This window comes from Streptomyces sp. JNUCC 64 (assembly GCF_054484115.1).
Genome location: NZ_CM137015.1, coordinates 4,090,951 through 4,108,959, shown reverse-complemented (window position 1 = coordinate 4,108,959; position 18,009 = coordinate 4,090,951). Strand labels below are relative to the sequence as shown.

Annotated in this window: 21 protein-coding genes; 14 read left to right on the top strand and 7 right to left on the bottom strand. The window is 72.1% G+C overall.

The window, feature by feature from the left end:
- The first annotated feature begins 60 nt into the window (after positions 1–60).
- Positions 61–1,449, top strand: coding sequence for a serine hydrolase domain-containing protein (locus ACVWNX_RS16905; protein WP_454407905.1), 1,389 nt, complete (start codon positions 61–63; stop codon positions 1,447–1,449).
- Between the two features lie 46 nt (positions 1,450–1,495).
- On the opposite strand, the gene ACVWNX_RS16900 is transcribed toward ACVWNX_RS16905, so the two are convergent.
- The 3 genes from ACVWNX_RS16900 to ACVWNX_RS16890 are packed head-to-tail and all read right to left on the bottom strand — an operon-like array spanning position 1,496 to position 3,403.
- Positions 1,496–1,948 (bottom strand): GNAT family N-acetyltransferase, encoded by a 453-nt coding sequence (locus ACVWNX_RS16900; RefSeq protein WP_454407904.1) that lies wholly within the window; start codon positions 1,946–1,948, stop codon positions 1,496–1,498.
- Between the two features lie 37 nt (positions 1,949–1,985).
- On the bottom strand, positions 1,986–2,861 hold the full coding sequence (locus tag ACVWNX_RS16895; protein ID WP_454407903.1) for a GNAT family N-acetyltransferase: 876 nt from the start codon (positions 2,859–2,861) through the stop codon (positions 1,986–1,988).
- A gap of 5 nt (positions 2,862–2,866) precedes the next feature.
- Complete coding sequence (locus ACVWNX_RS16890; RefSeq protein WP_454407902.1) at positions 2,867–3,403, bottom strand: DUF2269 domain-containing protein; 537 nt, start codon at positions 3,401–3,403, stop codon at positions 2,867–2,869.
- Between the two features lie 647 nt (positions 3,404–4,050).
- Here ACVWNX_RS16890 and ACVWNX_RS16885 point away from each other — a divergent pair.
- Positions 4,051–5,493 (top strand): globin domain-containing protein, encoded by a 1,443-nt coding sequence (locus ACVWNX_RS16885; protein WP_454407901.1) that lies wholly within the window; start codon positions 4,051–4,053, stop codon positions 5,491–5,493.
- Between the two features lie 6 nt (positions 5,494–5,499).
- Here the strand turns inward: ACVWNX_RS16885 and ACVWNX_RS16880 are convergent, their stop codons facing one another.
- The 3 genes from ACVWNX_RS16880 to ACVWNX_RS16870 all read right to left on the bottom strand — a co-directional run bounded on the left by ACVWNX_RS16880 (position 5,500) and on the right by ACVWNX_RS16870 (position 7,878).
- Complete coding sequence (locus ACVWNX_RS16880; RefSeq protein WP_454407900.1) at positions 5,500–5,982, bottom strand: NUDIX domain-containing protein; 483 nt, start codon at positions 5,980–5,982, stop codon at positions 5,500–5,502.
- A gap of 174 nt (positions 5,983–6,156) precedes the next feature.
- The gene (locus ACVWNX_RS16875) at positions 6,157–7,326 is read right to left on the bottom strand and encodes a cystathionine gamma-lyase (RefSeq protein ID WP_454407899.1); all 1,170 of its coding nucleotides are present in this window, start codon (positions 7,324–7,326) and stop codon (positions 6,157–6,159) included.
- Positions 7,327–7,500: 174 nt separating this feature from the next.
- Positions 7,501–7,878, bottom strand: coding sequence for a phage holin family protein (locus ACVWNX_RS16870; protein ID WP_454407898.1), 378 nt, complete (start codon positions 7,876–7,878; stop codon positions 7,501–7,503).
- A gap of 150 nt (positions 7,879–8,028) precedes the next feature.
- Here ACVWNX_RS16870 and ACVWNX_RS16865 point away from each other — a divergent pair, with 150 nt between their 5' ends.
- From ACVWNX_RS16865 to ACVWNX_RS16850, 4 genes are all read left to right on the top strand, one after another.
- Positions 8,029–8,346 (top strand): cupin domain-containing protein, encoded by a 318-nt coding sequence (locus tag ACVWNX_RS16865; RefSeq protein ID WP_454407897.1) that lies wholly within the window; start codon positions 8,029–8,031, stop codon positions 8,344–8,346.
- Positions 8,347–8,627: 281 nt separating this feature from the next.
- On the top strand, positions 8,628–8,840 hold the full coding sequence (locus tag ACVWNX_RS16860; protein ID WP_454407896.1) for a DUF5326 family protein: 213 nt from the start codon (positions 8,628–8,630) through the stop codon (positions 8,838–8,840).
- Between the two features lie 124 nt (positions 8,841–8,964).
- Entirely contained in the window at positions 8,965–9,729 is a 765-nt protein-coding gene (locus ACVWNX_RS16855; protein ID WP_454407895.1) for an IclR family transcriptional regulator, read from the top strand.
- A gap of 99 nt (positions 9,730–9,828) precedes the next feature.
- On the top strand, positions 9,829–10,266 hold the full coding sequence (locus ACVWNX_RS16850) for an SsgA family sporulation/cell division regulator (protein WP_454407894.1): 438 nt from the start codon (positions 9,829–9,831) through the stop codon (positions 10,264–10,266).
- A gap of 163 nt (positions 10,267–10,429) precedes the next feature.
- Here ACVWNX_RS16850 and ACVWNX_RS16845 read toward each other — a convergent pair whose 3' ends face one another.
- Positions 10,430–12,241, bottom strand: a complete 1,812-nt coding sequence (locus ACVWNX_RS16845) for a YibE/F family protein (protein WP_454407893.1) — start codon at positions 12,239–12,241, stop codon at positions 10,430–10,432.
- 231 nt (positions 12,242–12,472) lie between these two features.
- Here ACVWNX_RS16845 and thiC point away from each other — a divergent pair, with 231 nt between their 5' ends.
- The 8 genes from thiC (at position 12,473) to ACVWNX_RS16805 (ending at position 17,999) form a co-directional block, all read left to right on the top strand.
- On the top strand, positions 12,473–14,350 hold the full coding sequence (gene thiC, locus ACVWNX_RS16840) for a phosphomethylpyrimidine synthase ThiC (protein ID WP_454407892.1): 1,878 nt from the start codon (positions 12,473–12,475) through the stop codon (positions 14,348–14,350).
- A gap of 139 nt (positions 14,351–14,489) precedes the next feature.
- On the top strand, positions 14,490–14,720 hold the full coding sequence (locus ACVWNX_RS16835) for a FitA-like ribbon-helix-helix domain-containing protein (protein WP_454407891.1): 231 nt from the start codon (positions 14,490–14,492) through the stop codon (positions 14,718–14,720).
- Positions 14,717–15,124: a type II toxin-antitoxin system VapC family toxin gene (locus ACVWNX_RS16830; protein ID WP_454407890.1), complete on the top strand. Its 408-nt coding sequence runs from the start codon at positions 14,717–14,719 to the stop codon at positions 15,122–15,124. The genes ACVWNX_RS16835 and ACVWNX_RS16830 overlap by 4 nt, the downstream gene beginning before the upstream one ends.
- 14 nt (positions 15,125–15,138) lie before the next feature.
- Positions 15,139–15,318 carry a thiamine biosynthesis protein ThiC gene (locus ACVWNX_RS16825; RefSeq protein ID WP_454415047.1) on the top strand — a complete coding sequence of 60 codons (180 nt, stop codon included), beginning with the start codon at positions 15,139–15,141 and terminating at the stop codon, positions 15,316–15,318.
- Between the two features lie 136 nt (positions 15,319–15,454).
- Positions 15,455–15,676: a type II toxin-antitoxin system VapB family antitoxin gene (locus ACVWNX_RS16820; protein ID WP_454407889.1), complete on the top strand. Its 222-nt coding sequence runs from the start codon at positions 15,455–15,457 to the stop codon at positions 15,674–15,676.
- Positions 15,673–16,092, top strand: coding sequence for a PIN domain-containing protein (locus ACVWNX_RS16815; protein ID WP_454407888.1), 420 nt, complete (start codon positions 15,673–15,675; stop codon positions 16,090–16,092). Before ACVWNX_RS16820 ends, ACVWNX_RS16815 begins: the two co-directional genes overlap by 4 nt.
- Before the next feature lie 256 nt (positions 16,093–16,348).
- Positions 16,349–16,921: an RNA polymerase sigma factor gene (locus ACVWNX_RS16810; protein WP_454407887.1), complete on the top strand. Its 573-nt coding sequence runs from the start codon at positions 16,349–16,351 to the stop codon at positions 16,919–16,921.
- Positions 16,914–17,999: a hypothetical protein gene (locus tag ACVWNX_RS16805; protein WP_454407886.1), complete on the top strand. Its 1,086-nt coding sequence runs from the start codon at positions 16,914–16,916 to the stop codon at positions 17,997–17,999. Before ACVWNX_RS16810 ends, ACVWNX_RS16805 begins: the two co-directional genes overlap by 8 nt.
- Positions 18,000–18,009 lie beyond the last annotated feature (10 nt).

Sequence of the window (18,009 nt, the reverse complement as noted above, 5' to 3'; positions counted from 1 at the left end):
GCACGAGCGACCCGGGAAATGGACTCGACGCGACGGCGGCGGGGGCGATGGACTGGGGGGATGACGACTTCCGCCGAAGAACTGCTGCCCGCCACCCGCCGGTCCCTCCTGCATCTGCTCGCCGTCACCCAGGCCGAAGGGCGGGCGCCCTCGGTGGTCGCCGGGGTGGGCAGGGGCGGGACGCTGGTCTGGGACGGGGCCCGCTCGCCGGAGGACGGGCCCGCCGTCGGCGCGGACACCCAGTACCGGATCGGGTCCATCACCAAGACCTTCACCGCGGTGCTGGTGCTGCGGCTGCGCGACGAGGGGCTGCTCGACCTCGGCGACCCGCTGGAGAAGCACCTGCCGGGGACGGAGGCCGGTGAGGTCACCATCGCCGAACTGCTCGCGCACACCGGGGGACTCGCGGCGGAGAGCCCCGGGCCCTGGTGGGAACGGACTCCGGGCGCACTGCGGCCGGAACTGTCCGATGTGCTCGGCGAGAGCCCGTTCCGGCATCCGAAGGGCCGGCTCTTCCACTACTCGAACCCCGGGTACACCCTGCTGGGCGCCCTGGTGGAGGAGATGCGCGGGGCCCCGTGGGAGGAGGTGCTGCGCACCGAGGTCCTGGAGCCGCTGGGGCTCAGCCGCACCGGGGTACGGCCCCGGGCGCCGTACGCCGAGCCGTGGGCGGTGCACCCCTGGGCGGACGTGCTGCTGCCCGAACCCGCCGAGGACCTGGGGCTGATGGCACCCGCCGGCCAGCTCTGGTCGACGGTCGGGGACCTGACGCGGTTCGCGGCGTTCCTCGCCCGGGGCGACGAGCGGGTGCTGAGCGCGGAGTCGGTGCGGGAGATGCGGACCCCGGCCGCCCCGGCGGCCACCCCGGACCTGGCGGCGGGCGCCTCCTACGGGCTGGGCACGCAGATCCTGCACCTGGGCGGACGCACCCTGGTCGGGCACTCGGGATCGCTGCCGGGCTTCCTCGCCGCGCTGTTCTTCAGCGTCGAGGACGACGTGACCGCCGTGGTGCTCGCCAACTGCACCTCCGGGCCCGCGGTGGTGGGGACCGCCGTGGAGTCGGTGCGGATCGTGGCGGAGGCCGAGCCCCGGCTGCCGGAGCCGTGGCGCCCGCTGCCCGAGGTGGATCCCGGGGCCCTGGAGCTGGTGGGGTCCTGGTACTGGGGGACCTCCCCGCACGCGCTCCGGCTGACCGTGAACGGCGGGGTGCATCTGGCGCCGTTGAGCGGGCGGGGCCGGGGCTCCGCGTTCCACGCCGCCGAGGACGGGACCTGGGTGGGGCTGGAGGGCTACTACGCGGGTGAGGTCCTGCGGGCGGTCCGCCGTCCCGACGGCTCGGTGAGCCATCTCGACCTGGGCTCGTTCGTCTTCACCAGGGAGCCCTATGACGCCGACGCCCCCGTTCCCGGCGGGGTGGACCCCGAGGGGTGGCGGGGCGGAGCCGGGTAGGGCACTCGCGCGCCCGGGGCGGGGGGTCCGGCCCCGGGCACACGGTTCAGAGCGCCAGCTTGAACCCGACGTGGGACGCGGTGAAGCCGAGTCGCTCGTAGAAGCGGTGGGCGTCGGTGCGGGTGGCGTCGGAGGTGAGCTGGACCAACTGGCAGCCCTGACGGCGGGACTCGGCCACGGCCCACTCGATGAGCAGGGTGCCCAGACCGCCGCCGCGTTCGTCGCGGTGCACCCGGACGCCCTCGATGACCGAGCGCACCGCACCACGGCGGGAGAGCCCGGGCATCACGGTGAGCTGGAGCGTGCCGACGACCCGGTCGTCCCGGACCGCCACGGCCAGGAGCTGGTTCGGGTCGTCGGCGAGTCGCTGGAAGACCGCCCGGTAGGGGGCGAGGTCGTCCGGCGACTCGCGCCGGGAGCCGAGGGGGTCGTCGGCGAGCATGTCCACGATGGCCTGGAGGTCGTCGTCGGTCGCCGGACGTATGTCGATTTCTGCCATGTCCGCAGCCTACGACCGGTCGGCGCGGGTTCCCCGGTCAGCCCGCAGCGACGGTCAGGGGGGCGAACCGCCGGGTCCAGTCCCCGGGGAGGTCCACCGTGCCCCGGACCATCACGTCGTTGTGGAAACCCCCGGTGAGACCGCTGGCCCGGAGCCAGGACAGCAGTTCCTCGTGGCGGACGTCCACGTCCACCCGGACCGGACGGCGGGCGTCCTCGGCGAGCGCGATGACGAGGGCCCGTGCGGTGTCGGTGTCACGGGCGACGAGGGGGCCGACGACCTCGGTCTCGGTGTTGGGCCAGATCCCCGCGTAGCCGATGATCCTGCCCCGCTGCTCGACCACCCGGATCCGGTCCGCGAAGGCCGGGAGCCGGGTGATCACATGGGTCCGGTCGGTGCCGAAGACCTCGCCGTCCAGCCGCAGCAGGGCGGGCAGGTCCTCGGCGGTGGCCGGACGGGTGGTCACCCGGGGGGCGGGACCGGCCGGGACGAAGGTGCCCCAGACGCTGGTGACCCCGCCGATCGTCTTGAACCCCAGTTCCTCGTAGAGGGGACGGCCGCTCGGGGTCGCGTGCAGGGTCAGGGGCGTCGAACCCGCCTCCGTGAGGACATGGCGCATCAGATGCCGCCCCACCCCCTGGCGGGCGTACCGCTCGGCGACGAGGACCATGCCGACCGCATGGAGGTCGGGGGCGCCGGGAGGACCGTACGAGGTCACCACGCAGGCGCTGAGCAGTCCGTTTCCATCGGGGGCGGCCATGCCGTAGCCGGTTCCGGCGGCGAGGAGCAGACCCCACTTACGGTCTTCCCGCGACCAGCCGCGGTCCTGAGAGAGATCGGCGCAGAGTGAGGTGTCCCGGGGGGTCAGACGGCGGACGGGGAGGGCGAGGAGGGAGGGGGAAGGTGTCGACACGCTGGTCAGGCTGTCTGACGGACCCCCCTGGCGTCCACCGCTTTGCGAGCTCTCGTCCTGATGTTTCGGCCACGACGGGTGAGTCCCCACGGTTTGAGGACCGAGATGACCGCCATGAAGACGTACGTGCCGAGGGAGACGGCCGGAGGGAAGACCAGATCCAGGGTGCCGGTGATCCGTTCTCCCGTAGCCGCCCGGGCCGCCGTCTCGCTGACCTCGGGACGCAGGGCGAAGACCGAGGCCGTGGTGGCGGCGAGGGTCAGGAAGAACTTGGTGGCGATCCAGCGGTGGGCGAGCAGCCCCCAGGCGGTGCCGAGGGAGAGCGCCAGCCCGGTGGCCAGGGTGGTGAGGGAGAGCGGGACGATCAACCAGTCCGTGAAGACCGCCATGGAACGGTACGAGGCCGCCACGGTGCCGGGGGCGTCTGTGACGACCGCGGTGAGGGCCAGTGCCAGCAGGGCGAGCGAGAGGCCCAACCAGCCCGCTGAGAAGACGACATGGAGGACGAGGACGGCCCGGCGGGCCCGACGGCTTAGTTTCACGTGAAACACCGTCCCGCGCGGAACGGGCGCCCGTCGTCTGGCAGGGGGAGTAGTCCACGGTACGCGGCTCGGAGTACGGGTTCGCCGGGTTCGGGCCGGGAGGCCGGGCGGGTGCCGGGTCCCGGGTCCCGGTGCCGGGTCGGGTGCGCGGGTCGTGCGGGTGCGTCGTGTGAGGTGTGCGGGGCTTCTGGGGGAGCCTGGGTGAGGGGTGGTGGACGGGGGTGAGGCGTGGGGAGGGGAATCCGGGGAAGACGACCCGTGAAGGTCACCCCTGTTCGAACGGTCCGTCACGCCGACGCGCTGTACGGGGTATCGCACGCGTGTGTGTGGCATACGGGTAGGGTCGGCTGCGGTTCGTGATCGCGGGGGAACGGTGTGTCGCCGTCGCGGGGGGATGTGAGGCGGGGCAGCGTAGCCGGGCGGGGTGATCGAAGTCCCGCACTTCGCACTTCGCGCCCCCGTCGGGCGCCCGAGTGGGAAGCTCTTATGTAACGACTGCGGTCAATATCACGACTGTCCAAGTTGTCCTTTCTGGGGGAGATCTGCGATTCATTGGGCGCGGATACCGAGAGGGCGGGGCGGGAAACGCGTTTCCCCCGTGCGGGAGTGCACGGATCGACCGAGAGATGCTTGAGGCGAGGCAGAGAATGGACGCTCCGGCCACCACATCGGCCAGTGGCACCACCGAGGGGAACAACGGCGCCGTGGAGAGCGGTGGTTGGTTCACCCCCCGGACCGCCACCGAACCCGCTCCGGACGGGAACGCCCCGGCGGAGCGCCCCCGGATCGCGGCGATCCGACCCGTGGGACGCGGCGCCCCCGGCGCCCTCGTGCCCGCACCGTCCACGGAGGGGCACCGGGGAGAGGCCCTCCCCGCCGGTACGGGGCCGCGAATAGACGATCCGTCAGGAGACGACGCATCGACCGCCCCCGCCCCACCGGCTCCTTCCCGCCCGGCGGCGCCGTCCTCCGCGCCCTCGCCCGACGCGGTGCTGATCCGGCGGACCCTGGAGGAGATCGCACCCATCGCCGACAAGGTCACCTCGTACTTCTACGCGCTGCTGTTCATCCACCACCCCCCGCTGCGCGCGCTGTTCCCCGTCGCGATGGACGTCCAGCGGGACCGGCTGCTCAAGGCCCTGCTGTTCGCCGCGGAACACGTCGACGACACCAGGGTCCTGGTGGAGTACCTGGAGAACCTGGGGCGCGGCCACCGCAAGTACGGCACCCGGCCTGAGCACTACCCGGCCGTGGGCGAGGCGTTGATAGGGGCGCTCTCCCGGTACGCCACCGCCTCCTGGGACGGGGCGTCCGAGGCCGCCTGGGTCCGTACCTACACCACGATGTCGCAGGTCATGATCGACGCGGCGGCGGACGACGAACTGCGCGCCCCCGCCTGGTGGCACGCGGAGGTGGTCTCCCATGAACTGCGCACCCCCGACATCGCGGTGCTCACCGTCCGCCCCGGCCAGCCGTACTCCTTCCTGGCCGGTCAGTACACGAGCATCGAGACCCCGTGGTGGCCACGCGTCTGGCGGCACTACTCCTTCGCCTCGGCGCCGCGTCCGGACGGGCTGCTGTCCTTCCATGTGAAGGCGGTCCCGGCCGGTTGGGTCTCCAACGCCCTGGTCCGCCGGGCCCGTCCGGGCGACGTCATCCGGCTGGGTCCCGCCATGGGCTCCATGACGGTGGACCACACCACCAGCACCGGGTTGCTCTGCCTCGGCGGCGGTACGGGGATCGCCCCCATCAAGGCCCTGGTCGAGGACGTCGTGGAGCGCGGTCACCGTCGCCCCGTCGAGGTGTTCTACGGCGCCCGGACCGATCTCGACCTCTATGACCTACGGACGATGATGAGCCTCCAGCACGCGCACCCCTGGCTCTCGGTCCGCCCGGTCATCGACGCCCGGGCGAGGCTCCAGTTGCCCGACGCGGTCCGGGAGTTCGGCCCCTGGTCCGAGTACGACGCGTATCTGTCCGGCCCGCCCGGGATGATCCGCAACGGGGTGCACACCCTGCGGGAGGTCGGGGTCGCCGCGAGCCGCATCCGTCACGACCGGGTGGAGGAACTGGTGGCGGCCGGGAACTGAGGTCCGTCAGCCCAGATCGGGGGCGTGCATCGCCCGGACGCCCTCGATGTTCCCGTCGAGGTAGTGGCGCAGGGAGAGCGGTACGAGGTGGACCGAGGCGATGCCGACCCGGGTGAACGGCACCCGGACGATCTCGTACTCCCCGCTGGGCTCCTCGACCTCGGGGCCGTGGCGCAGGGAGAGGTCCAGCGAGGCCACCCGGCAGACGAAGAAGTGCTGCACCTTCACCCCGGTCGCGCCGCCGTCCTCCCCTATGTGTTCGACGGTGTCCACGAAGCAGGGGACGACATCGGTGATCTTCGCCCCCAGCTCCTCGTGCACCTCCCGGTGGAGGGCGTCGACCACCGTGGCGTCCTCCGGCTCCACACCACCGCCGGGCGTGACCCAGTACGGGTCCACACCGGGCTTGGTCCGCTTGATCAGGATCAGCTCGTCGCCGTCCAGCAGGATGGCGCGAGCGGTGCGTTTGACCACGGGACGGACCGTCATGGGAGAAATGTGGCCCGCTTGGTTCCACGTGAAACATCGCCCTCCCGGCGGCGGCTCCGTTCGGCGGCCGGGCGGGGGCGGCGGACGGAGCCGTCAGTCCCCGAGCGATCCGGCCGGTAACGGCGGCCCCGGCCCGGCGGCGCCTCGCCCCCGGTGTCCTCGCGGGCCGGGGAGTCAGACGGCGGTGGCGTGGTCGAGCGCCCGGAGCACGTCCCCGAGCAGGTCGTCGGGGTCCTCGATGCCCGCCGAGAGCCGGATGAACCCCTCGGGCACCGGATCGCCGCCCCAGCGGCGGCGGCGCTCGGCGGTGGAGCGGACCCCGCCGAAGCTCGTGGCGTCGTCCACCAGCGTCAGCGCCTCCAGGAACCGTTCGGCGTGGGCGCGGGACGGCAGGGTGAAGGACACCACGCAGCCGAAGCGCCGCATGTGCCGGACGGCGACGGGATGGGCGGGGTCACCGGGCAGTCCGGGGTAGCGCAGGTCCGTCACCCCGGGCCGGTCGCGCAACGCCTCGGCGAGGGCCAGGGCGTTGGCGTTCTGACGGTCCACCCGGATCTGGAGGGTGGCCAGGGAGCGGTGCGCGAGCCAGGTCTCCATCGGCCCGGGGATGGCGCCGACCACCTTCCGCCAGTGCCGCACCCCGGCGGCGGCCTCCGGGTCGCGGCAGCTGACGTAACCCAGCAGGAGGTCGCCGTGACCGGTGAGCTGTTTGGTCCCGCTGGCCACCGAGAAGTCCGCGCCCAGTTCCAGCGGGCGCTGGCCGAGCGGGGTCGCGAGGGTGTTGTCGACGGCGACCAGGACGCCCCGCTCATGGGCGGCGTCGATGACGCGTCGCAGGTCGCAGACGTCCAGCCCGGGGTTGGAAGGGGTCTCCACCCACAGCAGCCGGGCTCCGTCGAGGGCGTCGAGCTGGGCGGCCCCGGCGGTCGGGGCGGTGCGGACCTCGACCCCGTACGCGGTGAGCCGCTCGGCGAGCAGGGGCAGCGCCTGATAGCCGTCGGAGGGCAGGACCACCCGGTCCCCCGCGCCGAGCCGGGAGAAGAGCGTCGCCGAGATCGCCGCCATCCCGGAGGCGAACACCACGGTCTCGGCGCCGCCCTCGGGGTCCTCCAGCTCGCTGACGGCCCGCTCCAGCAGTGTCCAGGTCGGGTTCTCCTCCCGCGCGTAGCGGTAGGGGCCGGTGGCCTCGCCGGGGAGGTGGAAGTGCGCGGCGAAGACCGGGCCGGGCAGCGCGGGCTCGTGCTTCACCGGCTCGGGCAGCCCCGCCCGGACGGCGCGGGTCCCGTCGCCGGTCCCCGTCGCGTCCCTCAGCGGCTCCCCGGCCGTACCGTCCGCCGTCGCCATCGTCTGCTCCCTCGGTCGTCGCGGTGGCGGCGCTCCGCCGCGCCGTCGCACGGCACCGCGCGCCCGCCCGTGGGCCGTCCGGCCCGGTGCCGCCGTCACCAGGGTCGGGTATGTCCGGACCGTTCGGGACGGCGGGGCCGCCGCGGACGGGTGCCCGGGGCGGGCCGCGGTGGATCAGTCGTTGTCGGGCAGGACGACGTTCAGGGCCCAGGAGACCACCGAGATGATCAGACCGCCGAACACGGCGGTCCAGAAGCCGTCCACGTGGAAGCCCACGTCGAGCGCGTCCGAGACCCAGGAGGTGAGCAGCAGCATCAGGGCGTTCACCACGAGGGTGATCAGTCCCAGCGTCAGGATGAACAGGGGGAAGGTCAGGATCTTCACCACCGGCTTGACGACGATGTTCACCAGACCGAAGATCAGCGCGACGACGATCAGCGTGAGCGCCTTGGCGCCCGTGCTGTCCCCGGTCAGGGTGATCTTGTCGAGCAGCCAGATCGCCACGGCCAGGGCACCGGCGTTCGCGAGCGTCTTGACGAGGAAATTCATCATGTGTCTGATCGTGACAGACGCACCCGGTCGGGTGACCCGTGCGTACGGTGACCTTCATCGCGCGGACGGCTTCCCGGGACGCTTCCGCAGCGGCGCGGGCGGGATCGGACACAGGACCGGGCAGGACCGGACAGGAACGGGCAAGGGCTGATGAAGGCATTCCGACTGGACGAGCTGGAGATCGAGCGGGCCGCCAACGACGGCGCGTACCTGCAGTTCCTGCGGGAGCGGAACATGTCGGTCGGCCTCTACGCGCTCGACGCGGGGGAGCAGGACCCCCAGCGACCGCACGGCCAGGACGAGGTGTACTTCGTGGTGAGCGGACGGGCGTCGATCACCGTCGGCCTGGAGACCACCACGGTGGCCCGGGGCAGCGTGGTCTACGTCCCGGCCGGAGTCGCCCACAAGTTCCACCACATCACGGAGGACCTTCGGGTCCTGGTGGTGTTCTCCCCTCCGGAGGGCTGAGCGGACCGTCCCGGAGGCCCTCCGGAGGACGGAGTCCGGTCTCGGGGTTCCCTCAGGGTGCGGTCAGGGGAGGACAAGGGGCCGACGGCGTCCGCCGGGCCCCCGGGCGTCCTAGCATCGAGAGCGGATGACGAGGAATCGCATCCCGCGCGCCTCCCGTGCCCGTCGCGGTACGGGTCCGGTCACGGCGCGGCGGTCCGGGACGACGGGGGTCCGGGCCGCCCGCCCGCGCGGGGTGCGGCGGCACCGGGGACGGTGACGCGGAGCGGAGGGAAGGAAACGTGCGGGAGATCTTCGCGAGGCTGCCGTGGTGGGTGAAATGGGTCGCGGTGCCCCTCGTCGTGCTGTTCGTGTTCGGCGGAATGATCGTCGGGGTGCTCTCCGTCCTGGTGGCGGTGCTCTTCAAGGTGCTCGCCCTGGTGGCGCTGGTCGCCGGACTCGTCTACCTGGTCCGGAAGTTCACGTCCTCCTCCTCGTCACGGGGTGACTGGTAGCACGCCCGCGCGGTACGGGTCCGGGGCCGGATCCCCCTCCAGGGGGAAGATTGCCCGGGAACCGGGGATGGTCCGGACCGGACGACTACAGTCGACCGGACCCCACTCGCCACGGGAGTGAGTCTTGACCCCGGATGATCCCGTTCCCACCCTGATCGGCTCCGTGCGACGCGCCCTGCGGTTGCTGGAAGCGGCGGCGGCACGCCCCGGGGGCGCCCCCGCCAAGCAACTGGCGCGCGAGGCCGGGGTGGCCCTCCCCACCGCGTACCACCTGCTGCGCACCCTCGTCCACGAGGGCTATGTGTGCCGTGAGCGCGGGGTGTACCGACTGTCGGAGGCCACCCAGCGGCTGGGCGGCGCGGGGGTCCAGCAGAATCGTCGCGGCATGATCCAGGACGCGCTCGCGCACTGCCACGACGTCCTCGGCGCCCCCGTGTACTTCGCGGTCTACCGCGACGGCGAGATCGAACTGGTGGCCGTGGCCGACAGCCCCGCCCATCCCGCGATCGAGGAGTGGGCGGACTTCCGGGAGACCGGGCACGCCCACGCGCTCGGCCAGTGCCTGCTGTCCCAGCTCGGCGAGAAGGCCCGCCGCGACCATCTCCACCGGCACCCCGTCCGCTATGTGACGCCCTACTCCGTGCGGGACGAGGAGAGCTTCCTGCGGCGGCTCGCGGCGGTGGACCGGATGCAGCCGGTGCTGGAGCACCAGGAGTACGCGCTCGGCGCGGTCAGCGCGGCGATGCCCCTGATGGCCGGGGCCACCGCGATGGCCGTGGGCTTCTCGCTGCCCGCGCACCAGGAGGACCGGCTGCTGCCGACGCTCGCCCGTTTGGAGCGGGAGGTCGGAAAGCTACTAGGGACACTCGATTTCTCTATCAGCATCTGAAAACTCACTCCTTGTGATCTGTCGTGTACTTTAAGCAAGATGCCATGAGTGTCAGGGGGCTCATTCCTGGCCAGTCGACGCCACACGACGGGGTAGCCAATGCGCGAGTCGGTACAGGCAGAAGTCATGATGAGCTTTCTCGTGTCCGAGGAACTCACCTTCCGCATTCCCGTGGAACTGCGGTACGACAGTGCCGATCCCTATGCGGTGCGGCTGACCTTCCACCTACCCGGCGACGCGCCCGTGAGCTGGACGTTCGGCCGTGAGCTGCTGGTCGACGGGGTCGCCGAGCCCTGCGGGGACGGCGATGTGCACATCGCCCCGGACGATCCGGAGGTCCTCAGCGATGTGCTGATCACCCTTCAGGTCGGCGCCGAGCAGGCCGTCTTCCGGGCCGGGGTGGCGCCGCTGATCGCGTTCCTCGACCGCACGGACAAGATCGTTCCGCTGGGGCAGGAGCGGGCCATGGCCGGATTCGACTCCCTGCTGGACCAGGCGCTGGACCGCATCCTGGCGGAGGAGCAGAGCGCGGGTTGACGTCCCGTCAAGACGGCGCCGTCGTGCCACGGGCCCGTCCGGTGCGGCGGTCGTCGTGCGGACGGGCCCGTGGGGCGGGACGGTGCCTGTGGGACGAACAGCCCCTGTGCGGCGGATGGGCCTGCGGGACGGAAACGGTCCCGTGGGGCGGAGGGTGCGCCCGTCAGCCGCCGGTGCGGGTCTTGCGGCGGCGGCCTCGGCCCCCGGGCGACGGGACGGTCCGCGCGGGGACGGGCGCGGTGCCCGGCCGGTCTGCGGCGACCACCAGCGTGGCCAGCGCCGTGGTGACCGGCACCGAGGCGACGAGTCCGATCGAGCCGACCAGGGTCCGGACGATCTCCTCGGCCACCAGCTCGCTGTTGGCCACCGTCCCCACGGAACTCTGCGCGATCGAGAACAGCAGCAACAGCGGGAGCGCGGCGCCCGCGTAGGCCAGGACCAGGGTGTTGACCACCGAGGCGATGTGGTCCCGGCCGATGCGGATGCCCGCCCCGTACAGGGCCCTCCTGCTCATCGTCGGATCGGCCTGGTGCAGTTCCCAGACCGCCGAGGTCTGGGTGACGGTCACGTCGTCGAGCACACCGAGCGAGCCGATGATCACACCGGCCAGCAAGAGGCCGCTCATGTCGATCGACGGGTAGAGCCCGTGGATCAGCCCGGTGTTGTCGTCGGTGTCGCCGCTGAGCGCCGCCCAGTCGATGAACAGCGAGCCCAGCACCCCGATCAGCAGCAGCGAGACCAGCGTCCCGAGCACCGCCACCGAGGTCCGGGCGGACAGCCCGTGGCAGGTGTACAGCGCGATCAGCATGATCGCGCTCGCTCCGATCACCGCGACGACCAGCGGGTTCGACCCCTGGAGGATCGCGGGCAGGATGAAGAACGTCAGCACCAGGAAGCTCACCGCGAGCGCCACCAGGGCCATCAGCCCGCGCAGTCGGCCCACCGCGACCACGGCGAGCGCGAACGCCCCGGCCAACAGCGCCATCGGGACGCCGCGGTTGACGTCCGAGACCGCGTACTGGAGGTCCCGAGGGGCGTCCGGGGCGTAGGCGACGATCACCTCCTGTCCGGTCTCCAGCTTGCGCGAGGCGTCGGGCTGCACGATCTCCGTGAAGGTGCGGCCGGTGTGCGGTCCCGAGGTCACCTCGATGGTGGCCTTGCCGCACTTCCCCTGGGACCGCCGCTGGGCCTCGGCCCCCTCGGGGGTCGAGGTGTCGCCGTTGGGCGGGACGGCACTGGCGTTGACGGAGGCGCAGTCCACCGGGTCGACCCGGGTGACGGTCGCCTGCTGGGTCTGGCGGTCGAAGCCCACGCCGGTGCGCTCGTGGGCGGGGGCGCCGCCCGGCCACAGGACGGCCAGCCCCACGACCACCGCCGTGGCGAACGGGATCAGCACCGCGGCGATGATCCGGCGCAGCCGCGCCGAGACGGGGGCGGCCGGACCGTGCGCGTGGGAGTGACCGTGGCCGCCGTGACCGCTTCCGTGGCCGCTTCCGTGGCCGTTATGGCCGCTGTGACCTCCATGGCCGCTGTGGCCGCTGTGGCCGTTGTGACCTCCCTGGCCACCGCCGTACCCGCCCTGCCCGCTGTTTCCGCCGGGGCTGCCGGGGCTGTCGGGGCTCCCAGGGCTTCCGGGGCCGCTGTACCCCGGGCCGTTCCGCCCGCCGTGTCCGCCGCCGTATCCGGCGTAGCCGCCCGGCCCGGCGTCCGGCCCGGAGTAACCCCCGGGTCCGGAACCGCCCGGTCCGCCGTGGCTTTCCCGCCCGCCGTGGCCGTGGCCGTGGCCGGGGCCGTGGTCAGGACCGGGGCCGTAGCCGTGACCTGAGCCGTGGTCGCCCCGGGCTCCGCCCTCGCCGGACGCCCCGGGGTCGGAACCGGAGCCGGGGCCGGACGGGAAGGGGCCACGGGCCGTCGCGGGGGACGGCGTCCAGGGCTGCCCGGGGGGCGGGACGGGGGGCTGCGGCGTGGTGGTCACCGACCGATCATCGCAAGAACGGCGGGGGCCCACTGTTCAGCACGCCAGGCAGGACGCTAGCGTGGAGGCACCTTTTGCACACGCGGGAGCTCGGAGCACCGGGCTGAGAGGGCGCTGACCTCCGTACCCGGACCCACCCGACGCCTCACGCGGACGGGTGTTCCGGCGGAGTACCGCTGCGTCGACCGCTGAACCTGTTACCGGGTAATGCCGGCGTAGGGAGTAGGTCTCATGACCATCAAGGACGCACGCACGCCTGCCGTGGACGCGGTCGCCGCCACCGACGACGGGACCGACGCGGCCGTCGCCACGGACGGCGAGCGGGTCTCCACCGGGGACGGCGCGGCGCCCGCCGGGACCGGACCGGTGCCCGGCTGGCACAAGGCGTACGTCGAGGGCGGCCGTCCCGACCTCCGGGTGCCGGTCCGTCAGGTCCACCTCACCAACGGAGGGTCGGTGACGCTGTACGACACCTCCGGTCCGTACACCGATCCGCAGGCCGACACCGATGTGCGCCGTGGACTGCCGCCGCTGCGGGAGAACTGGATCGTCGAGCGCGGCGACACCGAGGAGTACGCGGGCCGTCCGGTCCGCCCCGAGGACGACGGGATCAAGCACACCTCGCCGCGCGGCGGGCTGCGCAACCTCGACGCGGTCTTCCCCGGCCGCCCCCGGCTGCCCCGCCGGGGACGGGACGGACGGCGGGTCACCCAGCTCGCGTACGCGCGCCGGGGGGAGATCACCCCCGAGATGGAGTTCGTGGCGGTCCGCGAGGACGTCGAACCCGAGGTCGTCCGGGCGGAGATCGCGGCCGGGCGGGCGGTGCTGCCCGCCAATGTGAACCACCCGGAGATCGAGCCGATGATCATCGGCAAGCGGTTCCTGGTGAAGGTCAACGCCAACATCGGCAACTCCGCCGTGACCTCCTCCATCGAGGAGGAGGTGGAGAAGATGACCTGGGCGACCCGCTGGGGCGCCGACACCGTCATGGACCTCTCCACCGGACGCAACATCCACACCACCCGCGAGTGGGTGCTGCGCAACTCCCCCGTGCCGATCGGAACGGTCCCGCTCTACCAGGCGTTGGAGAAGGTGGACGGCCGGGCGGAGGAGCTGACCTGGGAGATCTACAAGGACACGGTCATCGAGCAGGCCGAGCAGGGCGTGGACTACATGACGGTCCACGCGGGCGTCCGGCTGCCGTACGTGCCGCTCACGGCGCGGCGCAAGACGGGCATCGTCTCGCGCGGCGGCTCGATCATGGCCGCGTGGTGTCTGGCGCACCACAAGGAGTCGTTCCTGTACGAGAACTTCGAGGAGCTGTGCGAGATCCTCGCCGCCTACGACGTGACGTACTCGCTGGGCGACGGGCTGCGCCCCGGCTCCATCGCGGACGCCAACGACGAGGCGCAGTTCGCGGAGTTGCGGACGCTCGGTGAACTCAACCGGATCGCCAAGGGGTTCGACGTCCAGACCATGATCGAGGGCCCCGGGCACGTCCCGATGCACAAGATCAAGGAGAACATCGACCTCCAGCAGGAGATCTGCGAGGAGGCGCCGTTCTACACCCTGGGCCCGCTCACCACGGACGTCGCCCCCGCGTACGACCACATCACCTCCGGGATCGGCGCCGCGATGATCGCCTGGTGGGGCACGGCGATGCTCTGCTACGTGACGCCCAAGGAGCACCTGGGCCTGCCCAACCGCGACGACGTCAAGACCGGCGTCATCACCTACAAGATCGCCGCGCACGCCGCGGACCTGGCCAAGGGGCACCCCGGCGCCCAGGAGTGGGACGACGCGCTGTCGGACGCCCGCTTCGAGTTCCGCTGGGAGGACCAGTTCAACCTGGCGCTCGACCCGGAAACGGCCCGGTCGTTCCACGACGAGACGCTGCCCGCCGAACCGGCGAAGACGGCGCACTTCTGCTCCATGTGCGGGCCGAAGTTCTGCTCGATGAAGATCTCCCAGCAGATCCGCGACGAGCACGGCGACGGTTCCACCGCCGTGGCCTCCGCCTTCGACGCCGAGGCTGAGGCCGGCATGCGCGCCATGTCCGAGGAGTTCGCCGCCCGCGGCAACAAGGTCTACCTCCCCCTCGCCGACTGACCCCTCACACCTCCCGAGCGCCGCCCCGACCGACGTCGGGGCGGCGCTCGGCGTCCTGCCGCCGGGACGCGGAGGCGCTCCCGGCGCACCCATCCTCCGGGTGTCTGCATTTTGCAGAAGTTGAAGCTATAATGCAGACATGACAGTCCTCACCATCCGGGACGTCCCGGACGACCAGATCCAGACCCTGAAGGTCCGCGCGTCCCAAGCCGGCAAGTCACTCCAGGCGTTCATGCAGGACCTGATCGCCAAGGAGGCGTCCAGGCCCACGATGGCGGAGATGATGACGCGGCTGAACCGGGAGACCACCGCCGACGTCAACACCGTCGATGTCCTCGCCGCCATCGACGAGGGGCGAGCCGGGCGTTGATCGTCATCGACTGCTCCGCCCTCGTCCTGGTCCTCACGGCCCACGGTCCCGACGGAGACCTCATCCGCGGCCGGGTGGCCGAGGCCGGGGACGTCTACGCCCCCACCCTCTTGGACTACGAGATCCAGTCGGCCCTCCTCGGCATGCGGCGCGGCGGCAAGCTCACCGAGAAGGAAGTGGAGCGGGCGGTCGCCGCGTACCGGATGCTCCCCATCGCCAAACGGGAGACGTTGCCCTTCTGGGAGCGGGTGAAGAAGCTGCACGCCAACCTCAGCGCCTATGACTCCCAGTACGTCGCCCTGGCGGAAGCCCTGGGCGCGCCGCTGATCACCAGTGACGCGCGGATCGAGCGGAGCGGTGCGGCGAAGTGCGAGGTCGAGGTCTTCTCGGTCCACTCGCAGTGACGCGGCTCGTCGCGATGGTGCCTTTACTGAGCTTCTGCTCGATGAAGATCTCCCAGCAGATCCGCGACGAGCACGGCGACGGTTCCACCGCGGTCCAGGGCGCCTTCGACGCCGAGGCCCTGGCCGGTATGCGGGCCAAGTCCGAGGAGTTCGCGGCTCAGGGCAACCGCGTCTACCTCCCGCTGGCGGACTGACGCACGCACGTGACCATGACGGACGCCGCTCCCGGAGGCTGACCTCCGGGAGCGGCGTCCGGCGTTCTCCAGCTCGGTCCTGGTCGGGCGCTGTTATATTCAAAGATATTGTTGGCCTTATATAAAGGAGGCATGCATGAGTGTGACGACCATCGATCTGGACGATGACGCGCTGGCGAAGGCCCTGCGGTTCTCCGGAGGCGCGACCAAGAAGGACGTGGTGAACGCCGCACTCCGCGAGTACGCCGACAGACACGAGCGTGCCGCCAGACGCGCTCGGCACACGCAGGCCGCGCAGGAGTGGGACTACGAGGGCTGGCAGCAGCTCCATGACGCCGAGAAGCGGGTAGCGGAGTGATCCGATACCTCGCGGACTCCACCGCCGTGTGGCGCCTGCTCCGCGAGCAGCACCTGAACGACGCGTGGGGGGAGGACATCGACCTGCGCCTGATCGGGTCCTGTGCTCCCCAGCGCACCGAGTTCCGACGTTCCGCCCGCAACCTCGTCCACTACGAGCAGATGGGCGAGATGTTCGCCGATCTGTACCCCGACGTGCCCCTGCCGAAGAACCTGTGGGGCTGGATCGAGTCCGCCCAGTTCCGGCTCGCCCAGAGCGGTGGCGCTGTCCGAGCGCTGTCCACCGTCGACCTGATGATCTGTGCCACCGCGGCCCACCACGGGCTGATCGTCCTGCACGACGACAATGACTTCGCCACCGCTGCCGGGGTGCTGACCGACGTCCTCCAACGCAACGTCCGCGACGCTCCGCGCTAGGCCGTCTCATACGGATCTCGCTGTGCTCGCGGCCTCGGGCGACCGGGTGCACCCGCCGATGGCCGAGTGATCCTCCGGGCGCCCGACGCGCCCCCCCGCGCACGCCCCCGGTCCGCGCCGTCCACGCGCGGACCGGGGGCGCGACCGCGTCCGGGCCCGTCTCCGTCCGGCCGTCGACGGGTCCGTTCGCGAGGGGCGTGCGGAAGATCCCTGTAAGGCGGTGGTGGTCCCCGTACATAGAGGGGGTGGAGGGGACGTGACCACAACGAGCAGCGAACAGCGCTTCACCGAACTGTACGAGCGCCACTACACGGACGTCGACGCCTACGTGCGCCGCCGCATCCACTCCGACCAGGTGCGGGACGTGGTGTCGGAGGTGTTCCTGGTCGTCTGGCGCAGACTGGACGACGTCCCGGACGGCGCGGTCCTGCCGTGGCTGTACGGGGTCGCGCGGAACACCCTGGGCAACACGTACCGCGTGGACCAACGGCGGCTCAGACTGGTGGAACTGATGGCCACCCAGCCGCCGGGAGACGTCGACGACCACGCGGACTCCGTCGTGGGACTGATCGACCTGGCGTCGGCCTTCGACCGGCTCGGGCCGTCCGACCAGGAAGTGCTCCGGCTCACCCTGTGGGAGGAGCTTCCGGCCCGGGAGGCCGCGCGGGTGCTCGGCTGCGGCGCCGCGGCCTTCCGGGTCCGGCTGCACCGGGCCCGCAAACGGCTGCGCAGACAGCTGGCCGAGATGCTCTCCGGTGAGGTGGTCCCCTCCACGGCCGCGCCCGGCAGGCGTGTGCACCAGACGAATTGGGGTGCTACCGATGCGTGACAGTGAGAACCGGCTCCGATCCCTCGACCCGGCCGCGTTCCCCGGCGCCCGGGAGGGCGCGGAGGTGCGACGAGCGGCGCTCGAACGGATTCTGGCGACCCCCCGCGAGGGGGCGACGAACGGGGAGGGCGCGGGATTCCGGAAGGAGACGGCGGCCGGGAGGGAGACGGCGCCCCGGAAGGGGGCGGCGCCGGGGAAGGAGGGTCGCCGTTCCCGGCGGCTGGCGTTCGCGGGGATGGTGACCGCCTCCGTCGTGGTGGCCGCCGCCATGGGGTACCAGGTGCTGGGCGGCGCCACGGCTCCCCCCGCGCACGCCGCGACCCCGCCCCCGCTGGAACTGAGGGAACCCCGGGAACCGGGTCGCCCGGCGGCCGGCGTCCTGGAGGAACTCGCCCGCCGCGTCGAGCGGTTGCCCGGGGAACCGGGGCGGGGCGGGGCGCCGGAGCACTTCGTCCAGGAGACCTGGTCCCTGTCGACCCGGATCGACGGGGTCCGGGTGACGTCGGCGGTGGTCCCCGAGCGCCGGGAGACCTGGAAGCGGCCGGACGGTTCCCTGGCCTGGCGGGCCCGGACCCAGCCGCCCCGGTTCGCGACCCCCGAACAGCGCCGGACCTGGGAGGACTCCGGGGCGGTCGGACGGCGGTCGAGCGAGCGGGGCGGCACCGCGGGCGCGGACGGCGGAGACGGCCCGCCCCCGGGCGACACCGAGGGGATGCGTCGCTGGCTGGGCGCGGACGCACCCGGCGGGACGGCACCGGGGCGACTGCTGGAGACCCTCTCGGAACGCCATGTGGACCACCGGTTCGGCCCGGCCCAGCGGGCCGCGGTGCTGAGGGTGCTCGCCTCGGTCGAGGGCGTCGTCCACCGGGGCGGCACCCGGGACCGGGGCGGCCGGGCCGGGGAGGCGTTCTCCGTGGAGTCGGACGGCGGGGGGCTGCCCGAGCGCGTCACCCTGGTGTTCCACCCGGAGGACGGACGGCTGCTCGCCTACGAGGAGGAGCTGACCGAGGACCCGGGGGCACTCGGCGTGCGGATCCCCGCGGTGGTCATGTACGTGACCTATCTGAAGACCGGGTGAGGGCCCGGAG